The organism is Kerstersia gyiorum (assembly GCF_048595715.1).
GTDB lineage: Bacteria > Pseudomonadota > Gammaproteobacteria > Burkholderiales > Burkholderiaceae_B > Kerstersia > Kerstersia gyiorum.
The window spans coordinates 3702725-3716499 of sequence record NZ_CP169556.1; the positions used below are offsets into that span (position 1 = coordinate 3702725).

6 protein-coding genes are annotated in these 13775 nt (G+C 61.6%); all 6 read left to right on the forward strand.

Going from position 1 to position 13775, the window contains the following annotated elements:
* The first annotated feature begins 165 nt into the window (after positions 1-165).
* The 6 genes from ACEW7X_RS16275 to ACEW7X_RS16300 all read left to right on the forward strand — a co-directional run bounded on the left by ACEW7X_RS16275 (position 166) and on the right by ACEW7X_RS16300 (position 13728).
* Entirely contained in the window at positions 166-4905 is a 4740-nt protein-coding gene (locus ACEW7X_RS16275) for a glutamate synthase-related protein (RefSeq protein WP_130486407.1), read from the forward strand.
* A 23-nt stretch (positions 4906-4928) separates the two neighbouring features.
* On the forward strand, positions 4929-6398 hold the full coding sequence (locus tag ACEW7X_RS16280; RefSeq protein WP_130486406.1) for a glutamate synthase subunit beta: 1470 nt from the start codon (positions 4929-4931) through the stop codon (positions 6396-6398).
* Between the two features lie 209 nt (positions 6399-6607).
* On the forward strand, positions 6608-7123 hold the full coding sequence (locus ACEW7X_RS16285) for a sigma-70 family RNA polymerase sigma factor (RefSeq protein ID WP_068373110.1): 516 nt from the start codon (positions 6608-6610) through the stop codon (positions 7121-7123).
* An 82-nt stretch (positions 7124-7205) separates the two neighbouring features.
* Entirely contained in the window at positions 7206-8111 is a 906-nt protein-coding gene (locus ACEW7X_RS16290; RefSeq protein WP_420177436.1) for a FecR domain-containing protein, read from the forward strand.
* A gap of 235 nt (positions 8112-8346) precedes the next feature.
* Positions 8347-11055 carry a TonB-dependent receptor gene (locus ACEW7X_RS16295; RefSeq protein ID WP_165389931.1) on the forward strand — a complete coding sequence of 903 codons (2709 nt, stop codon included), beginning with the start codon at positions 8347-8349 and terminating at the stop codon, positions 11053-11055.
* A gap of 66 nt (positions 11056-11121) precedes the next feature.
* Positions 11122-13728 (forward strand): PKD domain-containing protein, encoded by a 2607-nt coding sequence (locus ACEW7X_RS16300; RefSeq protein WP_420177437.1) that lies wholly within the window; start codon positions 11122-11124, stop codon positions 13726-13728.
* The last annotated feature ends 47 nt before the right edge of the window (positions 13729-13775 follow it).

Sequence of the window (13775 nt, forward strand, 5' to 3'; positions counted from 1 at the left end):
TCACGATAAAATATCTTTGTCCCTAATTTTATCCTCTAGGGAAAATGCATTTAAAATGCAAATCCGTCCCCAATTATTTTTATTGTATGTGGCGGACATCACAAGGTATTTTGTAAATACCGGGGAAATCTCAAGCAGCCCGGACACTTTTAATGGAATGCCGCCATGACACACAGCCCTCGCGAGTTCTGTAGCCCCTCGGCGTCCGTAGTCGATGCCACCCGCATCGGCCTGCCGGCGCCCCAGGGCCTTTACCGCCCCGATCTTGAACATGACGCCTGTGGCGTCGGTTTCGTTGCTCACATCAAGGGCCGCAAAAGCCACGCCGTCATCCAGCAGGGCCTGAAAATCCTGGAAAACCTGGATCACCGGGGCGCAACGGGCGCGGACAAGCAGATGGGCGACGGTGCCGGCATTCTGATCCAGATTCCCGATGCCTTGTACCGGGCCGACATGGCCCACCACGGTATCATCCTGCCTCCGCCGGGCGAATATGGCGTGGTGATGGTCTTCCTGCCCAAGGAAACTGCCTCGCGCCTGGCCTGCGAACAGGAGCTGGAACGCTCCGTGCGCGCCGAAGGCCAGGTCGTGCTTGGCTGGCGCGATGTGCCAGTCGACCACGAACTGCTGGCATCCCCCACCGTCCGCGCCCACGAGCCCGTCATCCGCCAACTGTTTGTGGGCCGGGGTGACGACGTGATGGTGCCGGACGCGCTGGAACGCAAGCTGTACGTCATCCGCAAGACGGCCAGCCATGCCATCCAGAACATGCATCTGGCCCATGGCAAGGAATATTTCGTGCCGTCGGCCTCAGTGCGCACCATCGTCTACAAGGGCCTGCTGCTGGCCGACCAGGTCGGTTCCTACTACCTGGACCTGGCCGACACGCGTGCCGTGTCCGCGCTCGCGCTGGTGCACCAGCGCTTCTCGACCAACACCTTCCCCGCCTGGCCGCTGGCCCACCCGTATCGCATGATCGCCCACAACGGCGAAATCAACACGGTCAAAGGCAACTTCAACTGGCTGCGTGCACGCGAAGGCGCCATGCAGTCCGCTGTTCTGGGCGACGACCTGCGCAAGCTGTACCCCATCGTCTACGAAGGCCAGTCCGATACCGCCACCTTCGACAACTGCCTGGAATTGCTGGTCATGTCCGGCTATTCGCTGGCCCACGCCATGATGATCATGATCCCGGAAGCCTGGGAACAGCATGCGCACATGGATGAAAGCCTGCGCGCGTTCTACGAATACCACGCCGCGCTGATGGAACCCTGGGATGGCCCGGCCGCCATGGTCTTCACCGATGGACGCCAGATCGGCGCCATGCTGGACCGCAACGGCCTGCGCCCGGCGCGCTACCTGATCACCGACGACGATCTGGTCATCCTGGCCTCCGAAGCGGGCACGCTGTCGGTGCCGGAAAACCGTGTCATCAAGAAGTGGCGCCTGCAGCCGGGCAAAATGTTCCTGATCGACCTGGAACGCGGCCGCATCATCGACGACGCCGACATCAAGACACAAATCGCCAATTCACATCCCTACCGCCAGTGGATCGAACGCCTGCGCGTCAAGCTCGAATCCCTGCCGCGCCCGCAGGTGGCGCAGGAACGCCCTGGCAGCGAGGAAACCTCGTTGCTGGACCGCCAGCAGGCCTTCGGCTGGACCCAGGAAGATCTCAAGTTCATCGTCGGCCCCATGGCCGCCAAGGGCGAGGAAGCCATCGGCTCCATGGGCAATGACTCGCCGCTGGCAGTGCTGTCGCAACGGCCCAAGTCGTTCTACAACTATTTCCGCCAGCTGTTCGCGCAGGTCACCAACCCGCCCATCGACCCCATCCGCGAACAGATGGTCATGTCACTGGTGTCCTTCATCGGACCCAAGCCCAACCTGCTGGACATCAACAACGTCAACCCGCCGCAGCGCCTGGAAATCTCCCAGCCCGTGCTGGATGCCAACGCCATGCGAGTGATCCGCGACATCGGCAACCTGACGCGCAATAAATTCCGCAGTTTCGAGATCGACATCACCTACCCGGTAGCCTGGGGCCGCGAAGGCATCGAAGCACGCGTGGCTGCGCTATGCGCACGCGCCGTCGATGCCGTCCAGAGCGGCTACAACATCCTCATCCTGAGCGACCGCAAGGTAGACGCCCAGCATGTTGCCATCCCTGCGCTGCTGGCCACCTCCGCCATCCACCAGCACTTGATCCGCACCGGCCTGCGCACCCGCACCGGCCTGGTGGTGGAAACCGGCAGCGCCCGCGAAAACCACCATTTCGCACTGCTGGGCGGCTATGGCGCCGAAGCCGTGCACCCGTTCCTGACGCTGCAAACCCTGGCAGCCACCGCCGAACAGCCCGAAAAAGCCGTTGCCAACTACATCAAGGCGGTCGGCAAGGGGCTGAGCAAGACCATGTCGAAGATGGGCATCTCGACCTACATGTCCTACTGCGGCGCCCAGATTTTCGAGTGCATCGGCCTGAGCAGCACCGTGACCGACAAGTACTTCACCGGCACGTTCAGCGCGGTCGAGGGCATGGGCATTTTTGAAATTGCCGAGGAAGCCCTGCGCCAGCATCAGGCGGCCTTCAGCGCCGACCCCGTCCTGGCAGACAACCTGGATGCCGGCGGCGAGTATGCCTTCCGCATCCGTGGCGAAGAGCATATGTGGACCCCGGACGCCATCGCTCGCCTGCAGCACTCCACGCGCTCCAACAACTACCGCACCTACAAGGAATACGCGCAGATCATCAACGACCAGACCCGGCGCCAGATGACGCTGCGCGGCCTGTTCTCGTTCAAGGTCGATCCTGCGCACGCCATTGCGCTGGAAGAAGTCGAACCGGCCAGCGAAATCGTCAAGCGCTTCGCGACCGGCGCGATGTCGCTGGGCTCCATCTCGACCGAAGCCCATGCCGTGCTGGCTGCGGCGATGAACCGCATCGGCGGCAAATCCAATACCGGCGAAGGCGGCGAAGATGCGCTGCGCTACCGCAATGAAATGCGCACCGGCGACAGCGGCATCCGGGAAGGCGATACGCTGGCCTCGGTGCTGGGCGCCGAACGCATCGCCGCGGACGTCCCGCTGCAGGCCGGCGACTCGCTGCGCTCGCGCATCAAACAGGTCGCTTCCGGCCGCTTTGGCGTGTCTGCGGAATACCTGGTCAGCGCCGACCAGATCCAGATCAAGATGGCCCAGGGCGCCAAGCCTGGCGAAGGCGGCCAGCTGCCGGGCGACAAGGTGTCGGACTACATCGCGCAACTGCGTTTCTCGGTGCCCGGCGTGGGCCTGATTTCCCCGCCCCCGCACCACGACATCTATTCCATCGAAGACCTGGCCCAGCTCATCCACGACCTGAAGAACGCCAACCCGCGCGCGTCGATTTCAGTCAAACTGGTGGCCGAAAGCGGCGTGGGCACCATCGCCGCCGGCGTGGCCAAGGCCAAGGCCGACCACATCGTCATTGCCGGCCACGATGGCGGCACCGGCGCATCGCCCCTGTCATCCATCAAGCACGCCGGCTCGCCCTGGGAACTGGGCCTGTCCGAAGCGCAGCAGACGCTGGTGCTCAACCAGTTGCGCGGCCGCGTCCGGGTGCAGGCCGACGGCCAGATGAAAACCGGCCGCGACGTCGTCATCGGCGCCCTGCTGGGTGCGGACGAATTCGGCTTCGCCACCGCGCCGCTGGTGGTCGAGGGCTGCATCATGATGCGCAAATGCCACCTGAATACCTGCCCGGTCGGCGTTGCCACCCAAGACCCGGTCCTGCGCGCCAAGTTCCAGGGCCGCCCCGAACACGTGGTGAACTACTTCTTCTTCATCGCCGAAGAAGTGCGTGAACTCATGGCCCAGCTGGGCGTGCGCCGTTTCGAGGACTTGATAGGACGCACCGACCTGCTCGATATGCGCGCCGCGCTGGATCACTGGAAGGCCCATGGACTGGATTTCGGCCGCATCTTCCACCAGCCTGCGATGGCCGGCGCGCGCCGTCACGTCGAAGAACAGGACCACGGCCTGGAAGGTGCGCTCGACCTGCAGCTCATCGAACGCAGCCGCGCCGCACTGGAACATGGCACGCCCGTGTCCTTCATGACGCCGGTACGCAACCGCAACCGCACCATCGGCGCCATGCTGTCGGGCGAGGTCGCGCGCCGCTACGGTCACGACGGCCTGCCGGACGACACCATCCGCATCCAGTGCAATGGCACCGCCGGCCAGAGCTTCGCTGCTTTCCTGGCACACGGCATCACGCTGGACCTGGTTGGCGAAGCCAATGACTACGTTGGCAAGGGTCTATCCGGCGGCCGCATCATCGTGCGCAGCCCCAACGACTTCAATGGCATGGGCACCGAACACATCATCGCCGGCAACACCGTCCTGTATGGCGCGCTGGCAGGCGAAGCCTACTTCAATGGCGTCGCGGGCGAACGCTTCGCGGTACGCAACTCGGGCGCCGTCACTGTCGTCGAGGGCGTGGGCAACCACGGCTGCGAATACATGACCGGCGGCACCGTGGTCGTCCTGGGGCAGACCGGTCGCAACTTCGCGGCCGGCATGTCCGGCGGCGTAGCCTATGTCTGGGACCCCGAGCAGCAACTGCGCCAGAACTGCAACACCGCCATGGTCGAACTCGAACCCGTGCTGCCCACCCTGGAGCAGGAAGCCATGGGCGGACCCGAAACCTGGGTCTGCATCACCCGCAACGGCGAACGCATGACCGACGACAAACTGCTGCGCCAGCTCATCAGCGCCCATGTCCAGCACACCGGCAGCCAGCGCGGCCGCGACATCCTGGCAGACTGGGACAACGCACTGGGCAAATTCGTCAAAGTCATGCCTATCGAATACCGCCGCGCCCTGCAGACGATGTACCAGGCAGAACCGGCCGAGCCACAGCTGGCCTGAGCCCCGGCGACAAAGGAATCATCATGGGAAAGACCACTGGTTTTCTTGAATACCCCCGCCTCCAGGAGACGATGCAGCCGGCAACCAAGCGCATCCGCCACTGGAAGGAATTCGTCCTGTTCCTCAATGAAGAACAGTCCCGCCAGCAGGCGGCACGCTGCATGGACTGCGGCGTCCCCTTCTGCAACAACGGCTGCCCGGTCAACAACATCATTCCCGACTGGAACGACCTGGTCTACAACGGCAAATGGCGCCAGGCGCTCAGCGTGCTGCATTCGACCAACAACTTCCCGGAAGTGACTGGCCGCATCTGCCCCGCTCCCTGCGAAGCCGCCTGTACGTTGAATATCAATAACGACGCCGTCGGCATCAAGTCCATCGAGCACGCCATCATCGACCGTGGCTGGGAAGAAGGCTGGATTGCCCCGCAAACGCCGCAGCGGCGCACCGGCAAGCACATTGCCGTGGTCGGCTCCGGCCCGGCCGGCCTGGCGTGCGCGCAGCAACTGGCGCGCGCCGGCCATGCTGTGACCGTCTTCGAAAAAAGCGACCGCATCGGCGGGCTGATGCGCTACGGCATCCCCGACTTCAAGCTGGAAAAACACCTGATCGACCGTCGCATCGCACAGATGGAGGCCGAGGGCGTCTCCTTCCGCCCCTCCACCTATGTCGGTTCGCCCGACGCCCCCGCCGCGCAAGGCCTGACGGTACGAACACCCGCCTCCCTGCGCGAGGAATATGATGCCGTCATCATGGCGGGAGGCTCGGAAACCCCGCGCGACCTGCCCATTCCCGGACGCGAACTCGACGGCGTCATGTTCGCGATGGACTTCCTGCGCCAGCAGAACAAGGCCGTCGCTGGCGACCGCCAGCTGGACCAGGTGCTCGCCAGCAACAAACACGTCATCGTCATCGGCGGCGGCGATACCGGTTCGGACTGCGTCGGCACAAGCATCCGCCAGGGCGCGGCCAGCGTCACGCAGATCGAACTGCTGCCGCAACCGCCCGAACACGAAAACAAGGCCCTGACCTGGCCCTACTGGCCCGCCAAGCTGCGCACCTCCACCTCGCACCAGGAAGGTTGCGAACGCGATTGGGCAATCCTGAGCCAATCGTTCGAAGGCGACGAAAACGGCCATGTTCGCAAGCTCATCGCCGTCCGTACCGAATGGACACCCGATCCCATTACCGGCCAGCAGCGCATGCGTGAAATTCCGGACTCGCGCATGGAGCTCCCGGCCGACCTGGTTCTCCTGGCCATGGGCTTCGTCGCGCCAGTGGCGTCGGTGCTGGACGCCTTTGGCGTCGACAGCGACAACCGTGGCAATGCACGCGCCAATACCGAGGACTACCACACCAGCGTCGAAGGCGTCTTCGCTGCCGGCGACATCCGCCGCGGGCAATCCCTGATCGTCTGGGCCATCCGCGAAGGCCGCCAGTGCGCCCGTTCGGTGGACGCCTGGCTGATGGGTAGCAGCCAGTTGCCGCGCTGATCAGCAGCCGTTGCGGCCGGCGTCGGCCGCAACGGCTGTTTTTTTCAACACAGGAATAACTATTATTCTCCCTATCATTTGTTGGCGCTAGAATAGCAGCCTACTGTTGTCTGACGCCCCGCCAGGACAGCAGAAGCGCTGGGCACTCCCAGTCTGACCATCGTCGTATCCGCGCCACCCAGGCCCGTGGCACCCACGCCGGAACTGCCATGCCCGCCTCCCCGACGCCACCCAACGACCTGAATACCCTGTATATCGAACACCATGGCTGGCTGCGTTCCTGGCTGCGACGACGCCTGGCGTCGCAGGAAGATGCCGCTGATCTGGCGCAGGATACGTTTATCCGCATTCTCTTGCGGCCCCCGGTGCTGGCATGCCTGCGCCAGCCACGCGCCTACCTGGCATCCATTGCACGCGGCCTGGTCATCGACCACTGGCGCCGCCAATCGTTGGAGCAGGCCGTCCTTGAGGCGCTCGCCAGCCTGCCCACGGAATATCTGCCCTCAGAGCAGGAACGCCTGGCAGCCATCGAAACCCTGCAGGAAATAGACCGGCTGCTTTATGACCTATCCCCGGCCATAAGACAGACCTTCGTGCTGTCGCAGCTCGAAGGCCTGGGTTATGACGAAATCGCTAGACGCCTGGGCATCAGCACTCGCACCGTCAAGCGCCATATGGTCCGTGCCTTTGAAATCTGTCTGGCCCAACTCCTGGCAGAAGGCTGATACAAGCATGGCAACCCGCCCAATAAACACTGATGGCGCGACCCGACCTGATGCCCAGGTTATTCGTGAAGCCGCCCAGTGGATGGCTAGACTCAAGGCACAACCCGCTTCCCCTGACGATATCGAAGCCTGTGCACGCTGGCGCCGGGCGGACCCAAGCCATGAGTACGCCTGGCGCAAGGCAGAATTCCTGTTCGACAAGCTGGGGATGTTGTCGCCTGAGCTGAGTGTCCCGGTACTGACCCGCGACCACGCCATCAAGCGCCGTACCACCATCAAGATCCTCAGCATGGCTGCGCTCGCTGCACCTGCCGTCTGGCTGACACGGGAATCCTTCCTGTGGCAACGCTGGCAAGCCGACTATTCAACCGGAACAGGCCAGCAACGCATCGTGCACCTGGATGACGGCAGTACGGTACTGCTCAATACCGGCACCAGCCTGAATGTGCAGTTTGACCGGACCGAGCGGCGCTTGCGCCTGCTGGCAGGCGAAATCATGGTCACGACGAACTCCCGCCCTTCAGACAGCAGGCCATTCATCGTGGAAACATATCAGGGCACCATGCAGGCGCTGGGAACACGTTTCATGGTGCGAGCTCAGGACAACACCCTGCTGACCGTCCTGGAGCACAGTGTCGCGGTCAAGCCGGCAGATCTCCTCGATATACCGGCCCGCATCATCGAAGCCGGGCAGAAGGTTCGCTTCGGCCGCGACCAGATCTCTCCGGTGCAAGCAGTCACCCCGCAGGACAGTGGATGGACCGAGGGCGTGCTCTACGCCAACGATATGCCGCTGGGCGAATTTCTCGAAGACTTGGCGCGCTACCGTCCAGGCGTCGTACGCTATTCCCCCGCCGCCGGGGCGCTGCGCATCTCCGGTGCCTTCCAGTTACCGGACACCCGCCACATCCTCGACATCATCGCGGGCACCCTACCCATCCAGATCAGATATCGCTCGCAATACTGGGTGCAGGTCGATCTGCGCTGATGTCACTTACAAAAAGATACAAATAACCTGCTAGCCAACTGGCACTTCTGTACCGGCTGTTTCGGCCTGAATAGCGATACCTATTCGCACTTTCATTTCCGAGACAGAAACAATGGCGCATCCTTTCTCACGTCGGCCGTTCAAGGCTGGCAGCCAGCCATCCGCGCGCGGATCCTCCCGGTCCATCCCCGTTTCGGTGTGCTGCCTTGCCCTGCTTCTGGGTCTGGGCGACGGCATGCTGGCCCAACCAGCGCAAGCGCAAGACAGCATGCGCCCCGGCGCCAATGTGCCAGGCAGGATCTACGACATTCCCGCAGGCAGCCTGGGAGAAGTCCTGAGCACCTTTGCAGGCCAATCCGGCATCAATATTTCTTTCCATCCTGAACAGACGGCCGGTCTGCAGGGAGCTGCCATGCGTGGCAGCTATACCGTGGAACAAGGCCTGGCGTTCCTGCTACGCGATACACCGCTGGAAGCAGTGCGCCAGGGCAAGGATGTCTATCACCTGCAACTGCGCCCCCGGCTGGATACCAGCGCGTCTGTCACTGCCTTGGATGCCGTGCAGGTCTATGGCCAGGAAAACGCCAAAGACCTCGCCTACCTCGCGCCGCAATCTGTCAATGTTCTGACCCGAGACGAAATCGAACAATTCCGGGGCACTTCGGTCGGCGATATTTTCCAGGGGATTCCTGGCGTACTGATCGGTGAAAACCGTAACTCTGGCGGGTTGGACGTCAATATCCGCGGCATGCAGGGACAAGGCCGAGTACCGGTGCTTGTTGATGGTGCCAGGCAGGAAACCACCGTATATCGTGGTTACTCCGGCGTAGCATCACGCAGTTATATCGACCCAGACCTGATCGGCGGCATCACCATCGAAAAAGGCCCCAGTATGACCGCCCAAGGTACGGGCGCCGTGGGCGGCCTGGTCATTGCACGGACACTCAGCGCCAGCGACATCGTGAAGGATGGCCAGACCTTCGGCGTGCGCATGCGCGGCAGCGTCATCGGCAACAACAGCGGCTCTCCCGTCGCACCCGGCACCACATCAGGTTACTACCCGGGACGGGAATACCGCATCAATTGCAAGCCAGGCAGCGAAGCACAGTGCTCGGCAGGCTACGATCCTGCCAGCATGGTCGGCCCCTCCGGCGACACCACCCTGGAACGGCCAGCCACGCTGGAGCCCAAAAGCTGGGCGAGCAGTCTGGCCATGGGATTGCAACTGGGCAAAGTCGAACTCGTCGCCGCCTATGCAACCCGCCGCCAGGGCAATTATTACGCTGGCAAACACGGTCCGGCCCCAGTCGTGGACATGTCGAATACCGCGCCGGGCCTGTTCGATCTATGGACCTCGGTCTATCCCGTCATGACCGGTGCCTCACGTTTTCGTGCCGGCGAACTGGTCGTCAACAGCAACTACAAAAGCCAATCATCCCTGCTCAAGGCCAAGGCCCACCTGGCGCCGGATCAAGAACTGGAACTGGGCTGGCTGCGCTACAAAAGCGAATATGGCGAGCTGATGCCCTCGCAACTGATATGGCTGGGCCATATCGCACAGACCAACAACAGTGAGGTCACGGCCAACACCTACACCAGCCGCTACAAGTGGTCCCCTGCAGACAATTCACTGCTGAACGTCAGTGCCAATCTCTGGCATACCGACACAGATACGCTGAACCGCAATTACGGTGCCATCAAACCTGACGCCGGCATGATTTCGGCATTCTCATCGGCAGCAGCGGAAAACTACCGCCGCACAGGGGCGGACCTGAGCAACACCATGCTGTTCGACTTCTGGGGCGAAGCAGAACTGCGCTATGGCGTCGCTGTACAGCGCGAAGACGTCAAGCCCACTGGCGGCGACCCGGACGCATTCAACAATGCACGGGATGCAGAGCGGAAAGAGTACAGCACATTCATCGCGCTCAAGTATCAACCCGTGCCCAGCGTGACCTTGGATGCAGGCTTGCGCTACACCCGCTATCACGCACTGGACCACAAAACCAGCAGTATCTGCGAAACCGAGACCGTCGAATCCGACACTGGCAATGGCGGCCCTGCCAGTGTCAGCAGCAGCACCACCTGCGAAACAGTCATGATAGGCAAGGTACGCCACAGCGGTTCTGCCCCCGTGGCCAGCCTGTCCTGGGAATTCGCACCCGGCTGGCAAGTGTATGGACGCTATGCCGAAGCGCTGCGCATGCCCAGCCTGTTCGAATCCAGCAGCGGTTTTTCCGTCAATACGGTCGTCGGCAGCTATCTGAAGCCGGAACACGCTCGCAACCGGGAAGTCGGCATCAGCCTGCTGCAGGACGGTGTATTCACCAACAGCGATGCGCTGCGCCTGAAGTTTTCCTACTTCCGCAACCACATGTCCGACTATCTAACTCGCACGGTCAGCAATGCCGACGAAAGCGATGGATGGCGCATGCGCAATATCGACAGTGCTCGCTTCAATGGTTTCGAAGTTTCGGGTTCCTATGACGCCGGCATGTTCTTCGCCGAATTCGGCGCCACCCGCTACAACCTGATCGAGATCTGCCACAGCGGCAGCTACCGCCGTCAACGCTGCACCGACTTCGGACTGGCCGTGAGCTACGTCAACAACATGATTCCACCGAACTGGCACGGCAGCGCCCGGCTCGGGCTGCGCCTGCTGGATCGCCGCCTGGTACTGGGCATGCGTGGCACGTTCATGGGCGAACGCAATCGTGTTCCTGAATATGACGATCAGCACGTGAACTCCATTTTTGCCAAGCCGGTGGAGTGGCACAAATACAAAATCTTCGACCTGTTCGCCTCGTACCGCATCAACGATGCCATCAGCGTCGATTTCAACATCGACAACCTGACCGACCGCTACTACCTGGATGCCATCGGCCTGGGCGCAGTACCTGCCCCGGGACGTACGGCCAGGCTCGGCATGACGCTGCAGTTCTGAACCCACTCTCAATTTTCCCTGACCTCGTCGCCATGCAGCGAGAGGGCACTGCAATGAGGACCCACTATGAAACATCAATGGCAAAAATGGCTGGCCAGCCTGGGCGCTGCCTCACTTCTGGCCGCCTGCGGCGGCGGAGGCAGCGACTCCGACAACGGCAGCAGCAATGGCAACAACACTGCCAGCCGTCCCAATGCCGTCTTGCGCGCAGCAGTGGGCAACACCCCGCTTGCTGATGGCGACACGCTTGCCGCGGGCACCAAGATCACGCTGGATGCAAGCGGCAGCAGTACACCAAGCGGCACTTTGGCCTACTCCTGGCGGCTGGCGCAACAACCTGGAGACGACGCCATCGACAATCCACAGGCGGCACGCACCCAGCTCACGCCTACCTTGCCGGGCGATTACCAGATCCGGCTCACCGTCGACAACGGCGATGCCCTGGCCTCCCAGCAATTGTCCTTGTCCGTGACCAGCGACCATCCCGTGGCGATGGTTGAAAGACGTGAACGCAATATGCGGCTCGGCCTGATACAGCTCGATGGCCGCGCCAGCTTGCCGCCATCAGGTGGCGACCCCGCCAAGCTGAAATATTTCTGGCGGCTGGTCGCTGCTCCCCCGGCCAGCAAAATAGCGGGTCTGGACGCGGAGGAAGCCATGCTCGCTCAGCCACGCTTCGATGCGGATGTGCCGGGCAAATACGAGTTCGAGCTGAACGTCTCCTACGAAGGCAAAAGCAGCCTGAAACCCGCCACGCTGTTTGTCAGCGTGCAGGAACCCCTGGCCCTGCCCTCTGCCGTCATCGAACCGCTGAGCAGCGCACCCTATGTCAGAGGGCAAAAAATCTCTTTCGACGCCAGCAAGAGCACAGCCGGCACGGGGGGTGGCGCGCTGCAGTACCGTTGGAGCCTTACCAAACAGGGCCTGGCACCGCTGCCCGCCATGGAAGGTGCCAATACCGACCGCATGAGTTTCACGCCCAACGCCGTCGATACCTATACCGTCGGCCTCAGTCTGTTCGACGGCGTGCAATATCACTACGACGAATACCGACTGACGTCCGTCTTGCCCGGCAATGCTCCCAATACGCCACCTGTCGCCGTCTTCCTGCACAATTACAACGAAAATACTTTTGAAATTGAAAAAGGCGCGCGTACAGGGCTCTACGGCAGGTCGTCTTACGATATAGACGAAACCGGCAACATGCAATTCGAGTACGAGTGGACCCTGCTCGAAGAGCCGGCACCTGGCGCCGCAAAACTCGAACTGACCGGGCGCTATTCCTATTTCACCCCCCGGAAATTCGATGGCGAAGGCGTGGAAAAGTACAAATTCCAGCTGCGTGTCAAAGACTCGGCAGGCGCCTGGTCCGAACCGGCGATCGCAACCTTCAGCGTACTCAACGGCGCCAACCATGCCCCGACAGCCGAAGCCGGGCCGGCACGCAGCGATAGCACCAGCTTCATGACCGGCACCCAGCTCGAATTACTAGGCCACGGCTCCGATACTGACAACAATCGCATCACGAAATATGAGTGGCAATTGCTGGATCGCCCTGATCACAGTCAGGCTTCGCTGAGCAGCCTGAACACGGAACGCACCAACATTCTCCTGGATCAGCCCGGCCGCTACATGTTTCAGCTTGCGGTCACTGACAGCCATGGTGCCGTCAGCATTCTGCCCAAAGTTTTTTCAATCTACGCCAAGAGCCAGAACTTCGCCCCCGAAGCCCGCCCCTACCAGACCCGCGCCTACGACCGCGAGCAACCTTTGCTGATCCACAAGAACCGGGAGCAATTCAGCCTCTACAACACCACACAGGACTTCTGGAACGAATTCGCATTCGTGGCCAATGCCTATGATCCCGACGGCGACAAGCTGGGCTATCTGTGGAGCCTGACAGGCCTGCCGGCCGGCTACGGCACGCACAACGCGTCAATCACATCGTTCCAGACTTGCTATATCGGTGACAACTGGTCCATGAGTTCCTGGCGGGGAACGGAAACCGCAGCCGAATACATCGCCCGGCAAAACACAGCACGGGAATGGACCTCTTGCGCAGACCTCAGTTTCGCTCCTGCCATGACCGGTACCTATGATCTGACGCTCTGGGTAACGGACGGCGCGGAAAACACCGGGCCCTTCAACTTCAGCGTGAACGCCGCCACACGCGAGGACTATCCGAGCCTGTTGCTGGAAGACCTGCACCTCGTCCACCGCTGGAACAGTACGACCGGCAAACTTGAGCTAGTCAAAGACTGGACCTTGTCCTCCCTGTCATCAAGCCAGATGTTCTTCCCGACCCAAGAACACTTCGCCATGTTCAAGTTCTCCTCACATTGGTATCCCTACCTTTGCAGCGCCAGGGAAAATCACAATCAGGAGCCCTTTGTCCTTGGCACCTACCAGTTAAGTGCCGGCCAGCAAGACTATACGATTGCAGATTTGACCGCCCAGGATGCTTCCGGCAACGCCACACTTGCTTTCGATGGAATCACCAACGGCGAAACCATCAAGAAGGGAGAAACAGCTACCTTCTCCGTCACCTTGAGGCTCAACGATGATTCCACATTCTGCCAGGATAGTCAGACTGACGGTGCCCTCATCAACACAAACCCCTTCACCTGGTTCTTCCGCATCAAAGAAAAACCGGAATGGACATTCTCGTACTAAGCACCTCACCCAACCCCGGTTAGCATCCCCCGGCCCTGACCACCATC